General features: G+C 42.8%; 15 protein-coding genes and 1 tRNA gene. 8 read left to right on the top strand and 8 right to left on the bottom strand.

The features are described 5' to 3' along the window. Both rpiB and BTO09_RS05720 read right to left on the bottom strand, forming a co-directional pair. Complete coding sequence (rpiB, locus tag BTO09_RS05725; protein ID WP_087523856.1) at positions 1 to 432, bottom strand: ribose 5-phosphate isomerase B; 432 nt, start codon at positions 430 to 432, stop codon at positions 1 to 3. A gap of 493 nt (positions 433 to 925) precedes the next feature. Further along, positions 926 to 1,165, bottom strand: a complete 240-nt coding sequence (locus BTO09_RS05720; protein ID WP_087523855.1) for a hypothetical protein — start codon at positions 1,163 to 1,165, stop codon at positions 926 to 928. Between the two features lie 80 nt (positions 1,166 to 1,245). Between BTO09_RS05720 and rnr the strand changes: the two genes are divergently transcribed. The 3 genes from rnr to BTO09_RS05705 all read left to right on the top strand — a co-directional run bounded on the left by rnr (position 1,246) and on the right by BTO09_RS05705 (position 5,017). Continuing rightward, positions 1,246 to 3,477, top strand: a complete 2,232-nt coding sequence (rnr, locus tag BTO09_RS05715) for a ribonuclease R (protein WP_087523854.1) — start codon at positions 1,246 to 1,248, stop codon at positions 3,475 to 3,477. Between the two features lie 46 nt (positions 3,478 to 3,523). Then, complete coding sequence (locus BTO09_RS05710) at positions 3,524 to 4,195, top strand: head GIN domain-containing protein (RefSeq protein ID WP_087523853.1); 672 nt, start codon at positions 3,524 to 3,526, stop codon at positions 4,193 to 4,195. 132 nt (positions 4,196 to 4,327) lie between these two features. Then, positions 4,328 to 5,017 carry a LysE family translocator gene (locus BTO09_RS05705; RefSeq protein ID WP_087523852.1) on the top strand — a complete coding sequence of 230 codons (690 nt, stop codon included), beginning with the start codon at positions 4,328 to 4,330 and terminating at the stop codon, positions 5,015 to 5,017. Between the two features lie 37 nt (positions 5,018 to 5,054). Here the strand turns inward: BTO09_RS05705 and BTO09_RS05700 are convergent. Both BTO09_RS05700 and folB read right to left on the bottom strand, forming a co-directional pair. Then, a tRNA-Cys gene (locus tag BTO09_RS05700) sits at positions 5,055 to 5,125 on the bottom strand. A gap of 56 nt (positions 5,126 to 5,181) precedes the next feature. After that, entirely contained in the window at positions 5,182 to 5,538 is a 357-nt protein-coding gene (gene folB / locus BTO09_RS05695; protein WP_087523851.1) for a dihydroneopterin aldolase, read from the bottom strand. Positions 5,539 to 5,611: 73 nt separating this feature from the next. Between folB and BTO09_RS05690 the strand changes: the two genes are divergently transcribed. Further along, the gene (locus BTO09_RS05690) at positions 5,612 to 7,627 is read left to right on the top strand and encodes a glutamine--tRNA ligase/YqeY domain fusion protein (protein ID WP_087523850.1); all 2,016 of its coding nucleotides are present in this window, start codon (positions 5,612 to 5,614) and stop codon (positions 7,625 to 7,627) included. A gap of 30 nt (positions 7,628 to 7,657) precedes the next feature. On the opposite strand, the gene BTO09_RS05685 is transcribed toward BTO09_RS05690, so the two are convergent. Continuing rightward, the gene (locus BTO09_RS05685) at positions 7,658 to 8,179 is read right to left on the bottom strand and encodes a hypothetical protein (protein WP_087523849.1); all 522 of its coding nucleotides are present in this window, start codon (positions 8,177 to 8,179) and stop codon (positions 7,658 to 7,660) included. A 3-nt stretch (positions 8,180 to 8,182) separates the two neighbouring features. Beyond that, positions 8,183 to 9,127, bottom strand: coding sequence for an SPFH domain-containing protein (locus tag BTO09_RS05680; RefSeq protein ID WP_087523848.1), 945 nt, complete (start codon positions 9,125 to 9,127; stop codon positions 8,183 to 8,185). 76 nt (positions 9,128 to 9,203) lie between these two features. Here BTO09_RS05680 and BTO09_RS05675 point away from each other — a divergent pair, with 76 nt between their 5' ends. Then, positions 9,204 to 9,854 (top strand): hypothetical protein, encoded by a 651-nt coding sequence (locus BTO09_RS05675; protein WP_087523847.1) that lies wholly within the window; start codon positions 9,204 to 9,206, stop codon positions 9,852 to 9,854. Here BTO09_RS05675 and gltX read toward each other — a convergent pair. Further along, positions 9,851 to 11,362: a glutamate--tRNA ligase gene (gltX, locus tag BTO09_RS05670; protein ID WP_087523846.1), complete on the bottom strand. Its 1,512-nt coding sequence runs from the start codon at positions 11,360 to 11,362 to the stop codon at positions 9,851 to 9,853. The genes BTO09_RS05675 and gltX overlap by 4 nt on opposite strands. A gap of 74 nt (positions 11,363 to 11,436) precedes the next feature. Next, a complete protein-coding gene (locus BTO09_RS05665) occupies positions 11,437 to 12,495 on the bottom strand; it encodes an alkane 1-monooxygenase (RefSeq protein WP_087523845.1) in 1,059 nt (352 codons plus the stop codon). A gap of 131 nt (positions 12,496 to 12,626) precedes the next feature. Between BTO09_RS05665 and BTO09_RS05660 the strand changes: the two genes are divergently transcribed. The 3 genes from BTO09_RS05660 to mnmG all read left to right on the top strand — a co-directional run bounded on the left by BTO09_RS05660 (position 12,627) and on the right by mnmG (position 18,358). Beyond that, the gene (locus tag BTO09_RS05660; RefSeq protein ID WP_087523844.1) at positions 12,627 to 15,977 is read left to right on the top strand and encodes a DUF4175 family protein; all 3,351 of its coding nucleotides are present in this window, start codon (positions 12,627 to 12,629) and stop codon (positions 15,975 to 15,977) included. Beyond that, positions 15,970 to 16,392: an rRNA maturation RNase YbeY gene (gene ybeY, locus BTO09_RS05655; RefSeq protein WP_087523843.1), complete on the top strand. Its 423-nt coding sequence runs from the start codon at positions 15,970 to 15,972 to the stop codon at positions 16,390 to 16,392. Before BTO09_RS05660 ends, ybeY begins: the two co-directional genes overlap by 8 nt. A gap of 94 nt (positions 16,393 to 16,486) precedes the next feature. Further along, the gene (mnmG, locus tag BTO09_RS05650) at positions 16,487 to 18,358 is read left to right on the top strand and encodes a tRNA uridine-5-carboxymethylaminomethyl(34) synthesis enzyme MnmG (RefSeq protein WP_087523842.1); all 1,872 of its coding nucleotides are present in this window, start codon (positions 16,487 to 16,489) and stop codon (positions 18,356 to 18,358) included. Positions 18,359 to 18,374: the final 16 nt, after the last annotated feature.

Genomic DNA, 18,374 nt, shown 5'->3' with positions numbered 1-18,374 from the left:
TTACATACAAGCAATTTTATTCACGCGATTGGCGTGTCTACCTCCCTCAAATTCTGTGTTTAAAAACACATCTACCATAGCGACAGCCTGTGGTAAAGAGGTGAAACGGGCTGGAATACTAAGTACGTTCGCGTCATTATGTAATCTGGCCAGCTCTGTGATTTCTTTAGTCCAACACAAGGCAGCTCTTACTTGTTGGTGCTTATTGGCTGTCATAGCTGCTCCGTTTCCACTTCCGCAAATAATGATCCCTAGGTCTGCAGCGCCATTCTCTACATCTGTAGCAACTGGATGAATAAAGTCAGGATAATCAACACTAGAACTATCGTCGGTACCGTGATTACTCACTTTGTGGCCTTGGGCTTCGAGATGCGCTTTAATAGCGGCTTTGTATTCAGTACCGGCGTGGTCGTTTCCTATGGAGATCTTCATAATGTGGTGTTTAAGGTTTCGCGCTTAGGCTAGTATTAATATTGATTCAAATACGGAGGAGTAATTAGCTATAGGCTGTAGATTATATGTTTATAAATTGTTACTGCCTATCGATAAATAAATTTGGTTTTTCAATTAAAAAAGCTCCTTATAAAATAAGTGTAGCAAACCAATTTTAATTATTCCATCTTTTAATGAACTTATTACAAAAATACAGGAAGTTTCTAACAGCCGTTGTGAAATTCACTTATTAAAAATTCACTTTTTATTGGAGTTATTCACAGTTGTGAACTTAAATTCTCAATCCTTTATAAATCAAACTACAAGATCAGTAATTAGTTGTTAAGAACACGTCAATAAACTACTTTTTAAACGCCTTCAAAATTTATTGAAAAGAAGTTTTACCAGTTGTCAACACCCTATAATAAGCATCAATAATTCAATTTTAAAAAAAAGAAAAAAAGAGATAAATATATATGTTGTTAAAAACTGTTTAGACTATTTGAAGTCTGCCTGAGGATTTGAGATCTTCGATGATCTGGATGGCTGTTTCTTTGTCCTGCGGATGTACTTTGAGTCTGATTCCGCCTATGGCGTTGGAGTGAAAAGGAAGGACAGAGATCATGATCTCGTTCTGAAAAACATAGCGAATAGCCTGTTGTTGAAGCAGATGCTCCAGCACAGTATATTCTGAAGGATAGGTGAATATGGCTATAGTTTCAAATCGCTCCATGAGTCTAATTTACCAAATCTTTTAGGCTTAAAAAACGCATTCTCGCTTTATTGGTCTACTTTTGTCGCTTAAAGTTTCTAATGGGGAAGAAAAAAAGAAAGAAAAAGGGAACAACTAAGATTCAGCAACTTAGCCGAAGCATACTCAGTATCCTGAAACAAGATCCTTCCAGGAGTTTCAATTACAAACAAATTGCAGCCAAATTACAGGTTACAGACCCAAGTGGTCGCAATCAGATCATAAAAAAACTCAGACAATTACAGTCTAAAGGACAAGTGGAGGAGATCGATAGAGGGAAATTCAAAATAGTTGCTAAATCCTTCTACCACGAGGGTACTATAGATGTTACTAGTAGAGGACAAGGCTATGTCATTGTAGACGGCATGCAAGAAGATGTCTTTATAAAACAAGGCAATCTCAATAGGGCTTTGAACGGAGATAAAGTTGAAGTCTATATATTCAAAAGAAGAAAGGGTGGAAAATTAGAAGGGGAGATCACCAGAGTGATCGAGCGCAAACGCACCGAGTTTGTCGGAACCATTCAGATCCAAAAGAATTTCGCCTTTGTAGATACTTCTGCTTCTAAATTATCGGTAGATATTTTTGTTCCAAAGAACAAGATCGGGAAAGCACAAGATGGTGATAAAGTACTGGTTAAGTTAGAAGACTGGCCAGAATCTGCAGACTCTCCGTTTGGGAGTATTATAAAGAGCTTTGGTCCTGAAGGTGAGCACAATACAGAGATCCATGCTATTTTAGCGCAATACGGATTACCGTATGAATTTCCTCATGAGGTGCAAGCTTTTGCAGATCAGTTAGATACATCTATCACTCAAAAAGAGATCGATAAAAGGCGTGATATGCGGGAGGTTTTAACCTTTACAATCGACCCTAAAGACGCTAAGGATTTTGACGATGCACTCTCTTTCCAAGTCTTGGAAAATGGCAATTATGAAATTGGTATTCACATTGCCGATGTGTCTCATTATTTACAGGAAGGAACCATTTTAGATGAAGAAGCCTTTGAACGTGCCACTTCTGTTTATTTAGTGGATAGAGTGGTGCCTATGTTGCCGGAAGTGCTTTCTAACAACGCTTGTTCTTTACGTCCAAACGAAGAGAAATACACTTTTTCTGCTGTATTTGAGATCAGTAAGGATGCGCAGATCCAATCGCAGTGGTTTGGTAGAACAGTGACTTATTCTGATGCTCGTTTTGCTTACGAAGAAGCTCAAGTTGTAATTGAAGCTAAACAAGATGCTCCTTTTTCTGAAGTGGAAATTCCGGAAGATATTTCAATTCGCGAAGGTGCTTATAAGGTGCCATCGGCTTTGGTTGAGGCTATCTCAACCTTAGATGTTCTAGCAAAGATCATGCGTAAAAAACGTATGCAAGCTGGTGCCATCTCTTTTGATAAAGTGGAAACCAAATTCCATCTAGATAAAGACAATAATCCAGAGGGGATCTTCTTTAAAACCTCTAAGGACGCCAACAAACTCATAGAAGAGTTTATGCTTTTAGCCAACAGAAGAGTGGCAGAATTCATAGGGAAACAAAATCCTCCAAAGACCTTTGTATATCGAATCCACGACGAGCCAGACGATGAAAAACTGGCGCAACTCGGAAACATCGCCTATCAGTTTGGACACCGTTTTTCTGTAAAAGACAGAAAGTCTACCACCGCCGCCTTGAATCAACTCTTAAAAGATGTACAAGGAGCAAAGGAGCAAAACTTGGTAGATACCTTAGCCATCAGATCAATGAGCAAAGCTATTTATAGCACCGAGAATATTGGTCACTATGGTTTAGCGTTTGATTATTATACCCACTTTACTTCACCGATTCGCCGTTATCCGGATGTTATGGTGCATCGTTTGTTGCAGCATTATTTAGACGGAGGGAAAAGTGCAGACAAAGACCAATTCGAAAGAGATTGTGGTCACTGTAGCGATATGGAATACACCGCTTCTAGTGCAGAACGCGACAGCATTAAATACATGCAGGTTAAATACATGAGTCAATACAAGGACGAGGTATTCTTGGGTGTTATTTCTGGAGTCACCGAATGGGGAATCTATGTGGAGATCATCAGTAATCGTTGTGAAGGAATGGTTGCTTTAAGAGATCTTAAAGAAGACCATTTTGATTTTGACCGCGACCAAATGGCTGTGGTTGGTGCCAACACTAAGATGATGTATCAGCTTGGAGATGAAGTGTATATCACATTAAAGAATGCCGATTTGGTCAAAAAGCAGTTAGATTACAACCTACTAGGACACAAAGAAGATCACAATTATCCCAACGCACTGTAACATTTTGTGTTAGTGTGACTCCTTAGTGTAGCAATCTAAAAGAAATATGAAGCGGATAATTACACTTATAACCTTAATCTTTACCAGTCAGCTCTTTGCACAAGAGATCAATAAAGAGGTAGGAGATTTTGATACCATAAAAGTTTTTGACCTGATCGAGGTGAATATGATCCCTGCGGATGAGAATCGGGTAGTGGTCAAAGGCCGTGATGTAGATTACGTAAAGATCATCAATGACAACGGCAAGCTCAAGATCCGTATGGAGATCGATAAGCGTTTCAACGGCGATGATACCTTCGTAGAGGTTTACTTTAAAAGCATTGCAACTATCGATGCCAACGAAGGTTCTTATATCACTGTCAATGAAACTTTAATTCAAGATGAATTGGAGTTGAGAGCTCAAGAAGGAGGTACTATTAAAGTTGGTTTAGATGTAAAACGTCTTAAAGCACGCGCCGTTACCGGCGGGATCTTAGAAACCTCTGGAAAGACCGATTGGCAAGAAGTTACCTTAAATACTGGAGGAATTTATGAAGGCCAAGACCTAATTACCTCTTATACTAAAGTAACTATTGCGGCAGGAGGTGAGGCAGAGATTCACGCCAAAGACAAGGCAGAGCTGAAGGTCACTGCGGGTGGCGATATCTACGTATATGGAGAACCAGCTGAACTCAAAAAGAAAACCTTTGCCGGCGGCCGAATAGAACGCATGTACTAAAGGGACAACCAAACAATTTTTAAGCTCGTGATTAATCTTAGTTATGAGCTTTTTTTATAGCTTCCATAATGCAACCAAGGTTTCTCTAATTTTGACTTTTTACCCCTGTAAATATTCGTATTTTTATGGGGTATGACAGACGGCTTATTATATGCGGCAGTTTATGGTTTCTTATTAGCCTTTGCTTTAGGGCCTGTCTTTTTTACGCTTATAGAAACCGCTATTTCTAAGGGATTTAAGGCGGCCCTGTTCTTTAATATCGGTGCTTTTACTGCAGATATACTCTTCATTGTCTTTGTTTATTTTAGTACAGAAAAGATCTTAGAAAAACTGCAGAACGACCCGAATCTCATCATTTTTGGAGGTGCTATTTTGGTGGTCTATGGGATCATTTCATACATCCGCATCTCTAAATCCTTTATAAAAATTGTAAGAGAACACTATTCTGTCAGTGTTAAAAAGAACCTACCTGGCTTATTCTTAAAAGGCTTCCTTTTAAACTTTGTGAATTTCGGTGTTCTTGCCGGTTGGATGGGAACCATGATCATGGCCAATGCACTTACTTCTTCTAAAGAAGGAGTCATACTTTTTCTAAGTACCGTCTTGATTGTTTTCTTTTCTACGGATTTAGTAAAGATTACTTTAGCTAAAAAATTGCGCTCTAAACTCACGCCGCGCTTTATTTTTAGGACCAAGCGCTGGGTGAGTATTCTCATTATAGGATTTGGCTTGATCTTACTCTACCAAGGATTCTTCCCAAACCAATCCATTAAACAGGGTATACAGGAACTACAGACCGAACAAACTGACACTACAGAATAAAAAAACCCGCTAAGATCTAGCGGGTTTTCTTTTGTTGAGGCATCGAGCGGATTCGAACCGCTGTACAAGCTTTTGCAGAGCTGTGCCTAGCCACTCGGCCACGATGCCATTGTGGAGGGCAAATGTAAAAAAATTCGTTGTAAATCGGGAAGTTTCCCTTGATTTTAGCGTTGGTCTTCCAAACAAACTTCTACCGAGGCTACATCGCCACCAATTGGCGGGTTGATCTTGGCCACGCAAACCTTGGTATAACTCACCATGGGCAGCTCCTTTAAAATGCGCGTATTGATCTTTCTCGCTACAACTTCTAGCAGTTTACTTGGCACCGCCATTTCTTCTTTAATGATGCGGTTCAGGTGCACGTAATCCACAGTATCGTTGAGATCGTCAGTAGCAGCGGCCTTTTGAAGATCTGCCTTAACTTCTAATTGTACCAGATAATCGGAACCAATTATGGTTTCTTCTTTTAAACAGCCGTGTGAGGCGTATACTCTAACGTTATGTAAGCGAATGATTCCCACCTAAAAAAATTTTCCGCTAAGATAGATTATTCTTGGGTTTTGGTATCTTTGTCAGTCATTAAAAACAAAGGCTGTGAGCGACGATAAATCCTTGAATTTCATAGAGCGAATCATTGAAGACGATCTTTCAAAATCGTATTCAAAACAGCAACTTCGCTTTAGATTTCCACCAGAGCCCAATGGCTATTTGCATTTAGGGCACGCTTCTGCCATTTGTTTGAATTTTGGTTTGGGTCAGCGCTATAATGCACCGGTGAATTTGCGCTTTGATGACACCAATCCAGCCAAAGAAGAACAAGAATTCGTAGACGCCATTAAGCGCGATATCGAATGGTTGGGATACGAGTGGGACCAGGAATGTTATGCTTCGGATTATTTCCAGGAGCTGTACGATTGGACAGTTGAACTTATCAAAGCCGGTAAGGCCTATGTGGATTCTCAAAGCTCAGAAGCTATAGCAGAACAAAAAGGAACACCCAATGAACCTGGTGTGGCCAGCCCATACCGCGATCGTTCTGTAGCAGAGAATTTAGAGCTTTTTGCCAAAATGAAAGCTGGCGAGATGCCTGAAGGCCAACACGTAGTGCGCGCCAAAATAGATATGAGTTCCCCGAACATGCTTATGCGCGACCCGGTTATGTATCGTGTCTTACACAAGCATCACCACAGAACAGGATCGGATTGGAGCATATTCCCCATGTACGATTGGGCCCACGGAGAAAGTGACTACGTAGAGCAAGTCTCACATTCGCTTTGTACTTTGGAGTTCTTACCTCACCGTGAACTATACGACTGGTTCTTAGACCAGATCCACGACCCGGCAAAATTACGCCCAAAACAGCGTGAATTTGCACGTAGAAATATCTCACACACAGTTGTGAGTAAGCGCAAATTGGCACAATTGGTAGCCGAGGGAGTAGTTTCTGGTTGGGATGATCCGCGTATGCCTACCATTTCTGGAATGCGCCGCAGAGGGTATACGCCAGCTTCTATCAAGAATTTTGCCGACAGTGTGGGGATCGCTAAGCGAGAGAACTTGGTCGATGTTTCACACCTGGAATACTGTGTACGCGAGGACTTGAATAAAGTAGCTAATCGTGTGATGGCTGTCTTGGACCCGGTGAAATTGGTAATTACCAATTATCCACAAGGGCAAGAGGAATGGTTGGAAACAGAGAACAACCCGGAAGATCCGAATGCCGGCAATAGAGAAATCCCTTTTTCAGGAACACTTTACATAGAGCGTGAAGACTTTAAAGAAGAAGCTGGGCGTAAGTTTTATAGGCTGACTTTGGGCGGAGAAGTTCGTTTAAAGAGCGCTTATATTATTAAGGCGGAATCTGTAGAGAAAGATGCCGCAGGCAATATTACTCAGATCAACTGTACCTATGATCCTGACAGTCTAAGCGGCAGTGGAACCGAGGCGAGTTTGCGCAAAGTTAAAGGTACTTTGCACTGGGTTTCTGCGGATCATGCCATTGAGGCAGAGGTACGTGAATACGACCGTTTGTTCTTGGATGAATCGCCAGATACACACAAAGACAAAAGTTTTATGGAGTTTGTAAACCCAGATTCCCTAAAGATCCGCAAGGCGATGTTAGAGCCCTCTTTGGCAGATGCAAAACCTTTAGAACATTTCCAGTTTCAACGTTTGGGCTATTTCAATGTAGATCCAGACAGTAAGCCTGGGGCACTGGTCTTTAACAAGACCGTTGGCCTGCGCGACACTTGGGCAAAACAGAAACCCCAAGCTCCGCAGCAAAACAAACCTACACAACAAGCTCCTGAGCGCGCTGCGATAGATGTAATTAAGCAATTAGGAAAGAAGTATACCAATCTACCAGAAGACAAGAGAAACGCGACCAGAGGCCGTATAATTGAGTTGGCAGAAAAGGTATCTTATGAGGAATTGGAACCCTTGTTTGCAACCGCCGCAAAAAAGGCAGGAACCCGAATTGCCGCGATGTTGGTGTTGGGCGTACTGCTTAAGAAGGGTCAGGAAAAAACATCTGAAGCCATAGAATTTATAAACAAAGCTTTAGAAGACCGCAACGACTTGCTGGTCAAAGAAGCTCAAGAACTCACATAAAAAAAGCCCCTAAATCAGGGGCTTTTCTTTTTAGTTGTCTATCATTGTTCTTTCATCTGGAGGGATGTTTAGCGCCGTTTTAAGATCTGGTAAGATCATCCCTATAACCGCCTCATTGTTGAGTTGTGCACCCTCAATGAAATACCAACGGTTCAGCTCGGGATTATAGATTCCGAACATATGAGAAATGGACTGGGTGGATTGCTCCGGACTCATTCTAACCACTACCTTGTTCTTTATGACACAGCGATATTGGTCTTGTTCAAACGCAAAGCCTGTCATTTCGATAACCTCACTACTGGTGATACTCACCCCATTGCTTTCCATATTCTTCATGGTGTCTCGCATCATGGTAAGTGCGTTTTGGCGCCCACCCATAAGCTCAAGCACCTCAGGCATGGTGTAATCAAAAAGGGTTTCATAGTCTGAATTTTCAGTGGCTTCGCAGGCTATTTTAGCTTGAGAAATTGCCAAGGCTTTCAGTTCATCTTCGGTTTGGGCCGATGTTGTAAAACCAAGGACTAAGAACAAGAGTAGTAGAATAGATCTCATGATTTATTCAGATTTATTTTTCCCCAGACCACGGGCTGCGTTCTGCTTTTTCATCTCCTCACCAATTTGGTTACTGGCTGTGAAAGAAGCGATCATATTGTTGAGCATATCACTTCCCGCTTGTGGAGAGTTAGGCAACAAGATCAAGTTGGTATTGGTCTCTTCGCCTATAGACTGTAGGGTATCGTAATGTTGCGTTACCACAATTAAGGCAGAGGCTTCCTGAGAGTTGATACCAACGTTGTTTAGAACATCTACAGACTCTTCTAGACCACGGGCTATTTCGCGTCGCTGATCTGCAATACCCTGACCTTGTAAGCGCTTGCTTTCTGCCTCCGCACGAGCTTTGGCAACGATCTTGATTCGCTCTGCTTCTGCTTCATATTCGGCGGCAACTTTTTCACGCTCCGCGGCGTTGATTCGGTTCATCGCAGCTTTTACCTGTACGTCCGGATCAATATCGGTAACTAGGGTCTTAATAATATCGTATCCGTAATCGAGCATAGCTTCATTGAGCTCACGCTTTACGGCGATGGCAATGTCGTCTTTACGCTCAAAAACGTAGTCGAGTTTCATTTTTGGCACTTCTGCACGCACCACATCGAACACATAACTAGTGATCTGATCGTGTGGGTTTTCTAGCTTGTAAAAGGCTTCGTACACTTTGTCTTTGATCACTTGAAACTGAACAGAGATCTTAAGACGCACAAACACGTCGTCTTTGGTTTTGGTCTCAACAATTACATCCAACTGTTGGATCTTTAGGTTGATTCGCCCGGCGATGCGATCCACCAAAGGGATTTTAAATCGCAACCCCGAACTTCTAATTCCGACAAACCGTCCGAATCTTTCCACAACAGCGGCTGTCTGTTGCTTCACCATAAAAAAGGCAGAGACTAGGATGAGTAAACTAAACAAGAGGGCAGGACCAATAAGAATATACTCCATGGGTTGATTTTTAAGTTATAAAATGACTAAGAGAAGATAAGAAAAATGCAATACATTTGCAGCTTTCAGCTATACTATGAGGCATATATTCCCCCTAATTGTTACAGTCCTGCTCCTAAATTTTTCTGCGGTAGCACAAGGAATCGATAGAAATTACAACAAAATTGGCGTCTCCGGAGGTTATCTATTCTCCGACATAGACACAGACGACCTACCCCTAAGCAGCTCCAATGGCTTTACTTTAGGCCTTGAGACGCGCGGGTCTTACAGCAAGACCATGGACTTTATCTATGCCGTGACCTTTTACAACCAACAAGTTGATTTGCAAACCGTTGGGATCAATGGCGATGAACTAGTGAACATGAGCCAACAATCGGTTCAATTACAGTTCCTGGCCAGTTACAATATCTTTAGACATCATCTCAGTGTGGAGGCTGGTCCGGCCATTGCAGTTCAAGGTAAATTCAAACCAGCAGAAGAGAGTCAGCAGAACAACCTAGTGGCGGGTTATACACTAACTCGAGTACAAGACCTTAGAGACCTTTCTACTATCGATTTTAGAATCGTTGGAGGTTTGACCTTCGGAATAGAACCTTTTAGAATCAGCCTGCTATACATGCGCGGGCTAACCAATACGTTGAACGCGCTCAACGGAACCAATCCGGAGTTGAGCGATCTTAAAGGAAATAACAACCTCTTGGCTGTAAGAGGGATCATTTATTTCTAGGACATATAGGCTATAGCCGCCTCAATGCGTTTGATGGTCTCCGCTTTACCGAGCAGTGCGGCAATTTCAAAGACATCCGGGCCTTGTAGGGAACCTACCAAGCTCAGCCGCAAAGGCATCATTACTTTGCCAAAGCCCATTTCTTGACTTTGGATCCAGCCTTTTACAGTAGCAGCGGCATGCTCAGCAGTAAAATCTTCTACTTCATTGAGTAGCCCGACCACCTTTCGCATAATGGCCGGCGTGTCTTCTTTAAAGGCCTTTTTAGCCGCTTTTTCATCGTAAGCATCCGGAGCCACAAAAAAGAAGGAACCCAGGGTCCAAAGATCTTCTGTAAAAGTGATGCGTTCTTTTAAGGAAGCCACCACAGGAGTTAGGTCCATGGCAGTGCTAATATTCTTGGCGGCTAGGAATTCTCCAAAGGCCTCAGCGAGTTGCTCATCAGAGCGCTGCTGAATATAATGGGTTTGAAACCATTTGGTTTTTTCCGGATCGAATTTAGCTCCAGCTTTGTTTACGCGCTCTAAGTCAAAGGCAGCAACTAGTTCCTCCAAAGAGAAGATCTCTTGTTCGGTTCCTGGGTTCCAACCCAAAAGGGCCAACATATTCACTACTGCCTCTGGTAAATAACCGTCTTCTCTGTAGCCAGCAGAAGAGGCTCCTTCTTGTGGATTCCACTGCAGTGGGAATACCGGGAAGCCCATTTTATCACCGTCACGCTTAGAGAGTTTTCCTTTTCCAACCGGCTTCATAATTAGCGGTAAGTGAGCAAATTCTGGCGCATCCCAACCCATAGAGCGGTATAATAAATGGTGCAAAGCTAAAGAGGGCAACCATTCTTCACCTCGAATTACATGCGTGATCTCCATTAAGTGATCGTCTACAATATTGGCCAGATGATAGGTAGGCATTCCGTCGCTTTTAAAAAGTACTTTATCATCTAGGGTAGAGGTATGCACCTTTACTTCTCCGCGGATAATATCCTTAAGTGTAAGGGTTTCGTCCGCGGGCGTTTTAAAACGGATCACAAACGGAAGACCAGATGCCAGACGCTCTTGCAGGTCAGCCTCTGAAAGACCCAAGCTGTTGTCTAGGTTGTCTCTATTTGCCCAACCGTAGCTAAAGGTTTCTTTGTTGGCTTCGGCCTGTGCTCTTAAGTCATTCAAGGCCTCTGGTGTGTCAAATGCGTAATAGGCATGACCTGAAGCAATGAGCTGATCTGCATATTGCTTATAGCTTGCCTTGCGTTCACTTTGTCGGTAAGGGCCAAAGCCGCCGTCTTTTCCCGGGCCTTCGTCAAAAGGTATGTTGAGCCAGTTCAATGCCTCGATAATATAATCTTCTGCGCCCGGCACATAACGGGTTTGGTCGGTATCTTCTATGCGGAGCACAAAGGTCCCACCATGTTTTTTAGCGAACAAATAATTGAATAGGGCGGTGCGGACACCTCCAATATGTAAAGGGCCTGTAGGGCTTGGTGCAAAACGTACGCGAACAGCATTACTCATAACTGGCAAATTTGGTCGCAAATTTACGTTTTATTGCCCGAATGACTATGGCAGACTACAGTAAATCTAAACGCTTAAGCGGCTGTTTGCAGCGCCACCATTTCTTTAGGAACGCGTTTGTTCATAATGGAGAACCATAGCGGCGGAACCATAGCTAATACCATAGAGGTCGGGTAGCCAAAGGGCAACTGTGGACTTACTTCGTGATACTCCAATACTTGGTATTTTTTACTGGCTTTGTAATGGTGGTCGCTGTGACGGGTGAGTTCATAGAGAATTACACGCCCCAATACGTGGTTTGAGTTCCAGGAGTGGATCTCTGACACCCTTTCATAGCGACCGCTTTTGGTTTTTGCGCGACGCAATCCGTAATGTTCAATATAGTTGATGGTTTCTAAGAGAAGTATCCCAATAAGGGCTATAACGGCGGCCAGCAAAAGTCCCATCGGCCCAAAAAAGGCAAAGCACACACCAAAATAGGCGAGTTGTAAAAGCAAATACCAGAACATATCGTTCTTGAGGCTATAAAAGCTCAAATTTTCTGCCTTAAGCAGGCGCTTTTGAATTTGCCAAGCGTTGCGATACTGCCTTGTTGTAGAGGTGAACCAGAAGGAGTATACCGATTGGTTGTAGGCTGCAGATGCAGGATCATTTTCTGTAGCTGCATGCAAATGATGTCCAAAATTGTGTTCTATGTAGAAGTGCATATACTGGGCCGGCAACAAGAGTATTTTACTTAAAGTACGTTCCCAAGCTGTTTTTCTGTGGCCCAGCTCATGGGCTACATTAATGCCATTGGCACCCAGCACAATCCCCACAGAAAAGGTATAACCAATAATGGCGGAGGTGCTGTAGTTGGCCCAAGACAAACTCCACAAGAAATATCCGATTATTCCGTAAACGATAGGCAGATTCAGATATAAGAGCACATCAAAGAACTTATTCTTTAACTTGGAATCGGCGGTTTCTTTATCTAGATTTTCGGTGTTTACAGGGAGCAATAATTCCATGATAGGGATAAGCACAAAGGCAAAAACGGGCGTAAAATAGGCCCAGCTTTCTCCCATCCAAAGAGAAAAAATAGCCACTGCCGGAATGGAAAATGCAGAGAGGTATTTGAGATCTTGTAACATAAGTTGTGGGTTTGTCTTGCTTACTGCGGATTGGGTACGGTCTTTGCTGCTTCCTTAAACGACTGTTAAATCAGATCGATCTGGCAAATAAAATCGTAATTTAGAAGTTTACAAGCCTGTAATAGCGCCTTATGAGCACCTTTGTGATCATCCAGCAAAAGCTGGAACAATTTATTAAAAAATACTACACCAATGCCCTTATAAAGGGTAGTTTGTTGTTTCTAGCAGCGGGTTTGCTCTATCTGCTAGTCACACTTTTGGTGGAGCATTTCTTATGGTTGGACTCTACGGGGCGCGCCATTTTGTTCTGGGCTTTTGTAGCCGTAGAGGTAATGCTTTTTGTGCGATTTATCGCAACTCCACTAGCGCGCTTGTTCCAGTTACAAAAAGGGATAAGTCACGAGGAGGCTTCTAAGATCATCGGGAGTCACTTCCCGGAGGTGAGTGATAAATTGCTCAACGTGATCCAACTCAATCAAAACCAAAGGGAGTCTGAACTCCTGGCAGCGAGCATAGACCAGAAAGCGGCAGAGTTAGAGCCCATACCCTTTAAACGCGCCATAAATTACGCAGGGAATTTACCTTATTTAAAATACGTGGCCATTCCCGTTTTACTCTTTGTGGTGATCAGTGTTTTGGGCGGGAAGGATCTTTTTACAGATTCGTATAAGCGGGTTGTAAATTACGATACGGCCTATGAGCCACCAGCACCCTTTGCCTTCTTTTTAGAGAACGAATCCTTAGAGGCTATACAACATCAGCCCTTTATGTTGCGCGTCGCCACCTCCGGTGAGGTGATGCCAGAAACAGCTTATTTGACCTATGGTGGCCAACGATTTTTGATGAAACCTGTAGGCCCCGGTCTTTTTCAATACGAGTTTAAAAGACCCAACACCGACATTGAGTTTCGCCTTAGCGCAAATTCCGTGAATTCCATTCCTTTCACTTTAAAAGTGGTGGAGGTTCCTACTTTGGTTGCCATGGAGATGGCCTTGGATTATCCCGCTTACACGGGGAAGCCAGACGAGGTTCTGAATAATTCTGGGAACGCGACCGTTCCAGAAGGAACCACTGTAAGTTGGAAATTACAAACGGTTAAGACAGAGCAAGCCCTGCTTAAAACCAAAGACAGCACTTATGTTTTTGAGGGAGATTCTGGCGCTTTTAGCAAGGATCTAAGACTATTTAACGACTTGGATTACGCCATTACCACTTCTAACGCAAGACTCAAAGAATACGAGAATCTGAATTTCAATATAAGCGTTGTTAAGGACGAATACCCGAATATTCAGCTCAGCACCCAAAAAGACAGTATAGACGATCAGATCACCTACTTTTTAGGACGTATTTCTGATGATTATGGCTTAAAGAAACTGGAATTGGTCTACTATCCCAGTGGTGAAGAGAACAAGGCTGTTCGAGAGGATCTGCCTATTAACAAGGGCACGTTTGACCAATTTGTAGCGACCTTTCCCGGACAATTGAATCTAGAAAAAGGCGTGGCCTACGAATACTATTTCGAGGTTTTTGACAACGATGGTTTACGCGGAGGAAAGAGTAGCAAGAGCGGCATTTACTCCTACCGAGTTTTGACAGATTCTGAGACCGAAGACAAGCAGCTCGAACAGCAAGAAGAGACCATAGACAATCTAGACGAGACTCTTAAGGACATGAAGGAGCGCGAGGCGCTGCTCAAGGAGTTGGCTAAAACTCAAAAGGAAAAGGCCAACCTGAACTGGAATGACAAGAAGAAGCTGGAGAATTTCTTTAAGCGGCAGGAGCAGCAAGACGAGCTCATGAAAAAGTTTTCGAAGCAATTGGAAAACAATCTCGAAGATTTTCAAAAAGACGAAGAAGACCCGTATAAAGAACAGCTTAAAGAACGCCTCAAGGAAAATGAGGAGATGTTAGAGAAGAACGAAGAGTTGCTCAAAGAGCTGCAAGAGCTTCAAGACAAGATCAACAAAGAAGAGCTGTCTGAAAAATTGGAGCGTTTAGCCAAGAACAATAAGAATCAGGAGAAGAATCTGGAACAGCTCTTAGAGTTGACCAAGCGTTATTATGTGTCTCAGAAAGCGCAGAAAATTGCTAACGATCTGCAAGAGCTCGGCAAGAAACAAGAGGAATTGAGCCAAGCTCCCTCCGAAGAGAACACTCAAGAAGAGCAAGAGAAACTCAACGAAGCTTTTGAAGAACTCAAAAAGCAATTAGAAGACCTCAGAAAGGAGAACGAGGAACTCAAGGAGCCTATGCCTATTCCTCAAGATATAACCGGAGAGAAGCAAGTACAAGAAGACCAGCAGAACGCTACAGAAGACCTAAAGAACAACGACCAGCAGCAGGCCAGTCCGAAGCAACAGAAAGCAGGGCAGAAAATGCAAGAAATGGGCCAGCAAATGCAACAGCAAATGGCGGGCGCTTCCATGGAGGGCATGGAAGAAGACATTGACATGTTGCGACAGATCTTAGATAATTTGGTGTTGTTCTCCTTTGAGCAGGAAGCCTTGATGGAAGACTTTAAGCGCATAGATTACAACAGCGCTATTTTTTCTACCAAGCTCAAAACGCAGAACAATTTAAAGCAGCACTTTGAGCATATAGACGACTCGATCTTTGCCTTGGCGCTTAGACAACCCATGATAGGCAATAGCATAAATGAGTTGCTTACCGATGTCTCTTTCAACATAGAAAAGTCTTTAGAGCGTTTGGCCGAGAACCGCGTAATGATGGGAGTGACTAGTCAGCAGTATACAGTTACAGGCGCTAATGACCTGGCGGTACTTTTAAGCGATGCTTTAAACAGCATGCAGAATCAGATGATGATGGGTGCTGGCTCTGGTTCGGGTAGCCAGGGAAGAGGTTTCCAATTACCAGACATCATTAAGACGCAGGAAAGCCTAAATGAGCAAATGCAACAAGGCATGAAACAAGGTCAAGAAGGTGAGGGCGAAGGCGAAGGCCAAGGTCAAGGAGAAGGCGAGGGCGAAGGCCAAGGAGAAGGAGAGGGTCAAGGCGAAGGTCAAGGCTCTAATAATGGAAATGGAGAAAGCAATGGCAGCTCAGACGAGGACTTAAATGGTGAGCTCTTTAGAATCTATCAGGAACAACAAATGCTGCGGAAGCAGTTAGAGGATAAAATGGGAGAGGAGGGCCTTAAAGGCTCCGGAGGAGATATTCTCAAGAAAATGGAAGAGATAGAAGAGGAGCTTTTGGAAAAAGGTTTCAATGAGCGAACTTTGCAAAAAATGACAGAGCTCAAGTACGAGATGCTTAAGTTAGATGAGGCGACTTTTGAGCAGGGACAGGAACAACGCAGAGAGTCTGAGACCAACAAAAGGGATTATACAAACCCCTTGTTACCTTCTAGTTTAGATGTTAAGAAATACTTCAATACTACAGAAATTCTTAACCGAGAAGCCTTACCTATGAAGCGCGATTATAAAAAGCGCGTACAAGAGTACTTTAAAGGAAACGATGGATAACATCAACTTTGAGAACAGAACCGACCATGAGATCCTGTCTTGGGAAAAGGTCACACCTTGGTTAGAAGAATTGTGCGCAAAGCACGGTTATAATGCCGGTGATATTTCTTATCTGTTTTGCAATGATGATTATTTACTGGAGATCAATCAGCAGTATTTGAATCATGACACCCTTACAGATATAATCACTTTCGACTACACATTCGGTAAGAAGGTCTCCGCAGATATTCTTATATCGTTAGAGCGCATTGAGGATAATGCTAAGGATTTCAATGTTACTTATAAGCAGGAGTTATGCAGAGTAATGGCGCACGGAGTCCTTCACTGTATTGGTTTTAAGGATAAAACAGAATCCGAAGCGAAAAAGATGCGTCATGCCGAAGAAGAAGCTATCCAACTGTTTGAAAATCAGTAAGATAAAGATGAATTTCAAGCTTTTCCGGTAATCTTTTATGTAGTATCTTTGCCGCGTAGAAATTTAATGTTCCACGTGGAACAATAAAGCGCTTATGTTTGCTGAATCTTATGATGTAATAGTTGTTGGAGCAGGACATGCCGGATCCGAGGCTGCCGCTGCTGCCGCTAATATGGGGTCAAAGACTTTGTTGATCACCATGAATTTGCAGAATATAGCTCAAATGAGTTGTAACCCTGCTATGGGCGGTATTGCTAAGGGACAAATTGTTCGAGAGATAGACGCCCTTGGAGGCTACAGTGGTATTGTTAGTGATAAGACTGCTATCCAGTTCAAGATGCTCAATAAATCAAAAGGGCCTGCTATGTGGAGCCCAAGAGTTCAGAGTGATCGGATGTTGTTTGCTGCGGAGTGGAGAGCGCTATTGGAACAAACACCGAATCTGGATTTCTACCAGGAAATGGTTTCTGGTCTAATTGTGGAAGGCGATAGAATAGCGGGTGTTAGAACAAGTCTTGGAATCGAAGTACGAGCAAAAGCTGTAGTACTAACTAACGGCACCTTTCTAAACGGCCTAATCCATATTGGCGAGAAACAATTTGGAGGAGGACGAGCTGGTGAACGCGCAGCAGTGGGAATAACAAAAGATTTGGTTGATCTTGGTTTCGACGCAGGCCGAATGAAGACCGGAACACCACCTCGAGTTGACGGCCGATCTTTGGATTTTTCAAAAATGCTTGAACAACCAGGAGATGAAGATCCTGCTAAGTTTTCATATTTACCAGAGATAAAACCGCTCACAAAACAGCGGTCTTGCCATATGACCTACACGAGTCCAGAGGTGCATAATTTGCTACGCGAAGGCTTTGACAGATCACCCATGTTCAATGGTAGAATAAAAAGTATTGGGCCCAGATATTGTCCTTCTATAGAAGATAAGATCCACCGTTTTGCAGATAAAGATAGACACCAACTTTTTGTAGAACCAGAAGGATGGCATACGGTAGAATATTACGTAAATGGTTTTTCTACTTCTTTGCCAGAAGAAGTTCAATTTAAAGCTTTGCGTTCTGTGGCTGGTTTTGAAAATGTGAAATTTTTTAGACCAGGTTACGCTATCGAGTATGATTATTTTCCACCTACTCAATTAAAGCATACCCTAGAGACAAAATTGGTTTCGGGCTTGTTCTTTGCCGGCCAGATCAACGGAACAACAGGCTATGAAGAAGCGGGTTCACAAGGTTTAATGGCGGGTATAAATGCGCACCTAAAAGTGCAGGAAAAAGATCCTTTTATCCTTAAAAGAAGTGAAGCCTATATCGGTGTATTGATTGACGATTTGATCACCAAAGGAACAGAAGAGCCGTATCGTATGTTTACCTCTAGAGCAGAATACAGAACGCTGCTTAGACAAGATAATGCGGACTTTAGGCTTACTCCAAAATCTTATGAGATAGGACTGGCATCCAAAGAGCGCTTGGTGAATATGGAGAAGAAACAGGCCGAGTCAGACGCTTTTATTCACTTCTTTAAAACCACAAGCGTAAGTCCGGAATTAGCCAATCCTATCTTGGAATCTAAAGAGAGTGCTACCGTTAAGCAAAGCGATAAAATGGTACGTATGTTCTCGCGTCCAAGGATCACTATGGACGATATGAAAAAGATCCCTGCGGTCTTTGATTATATCCACGACAATCAACTTAGCGATGAGGTTCTGGAGCAAACCGAGATCCAAGTGAAGTATGCGGGATATATCGAAAAAGAGAAAAGCAATGCAGACAAACTTAATCGCTTAGAGGGGATCAGTATTCCAGATAATTTCGATTATTCTAAACTTAAGTCTTTGTCTTTTGAGGCTAAAGAAAAGCTATCTACAATTCGCCCAACAACCATTTCTCAGGCATCTCGAATAAGCGGAGTTTCTCCGAATGATATTTCGGTTTTGCTCGTTTATATGGGCCGATAATTTTAAATGTTCCACG

It is taken from the genome of Gilvibacter sp. SZ-19, assembly GCF_002163875.1.
Lineage (GTDB): Bacteria > Bacteroidota > Bacteroidia > Flavobacteriales > Flavobacteriaceae > Gilvibacter.
This window is presented reverse-complemented; position numbering and strand designations above follow the sequence as displayed.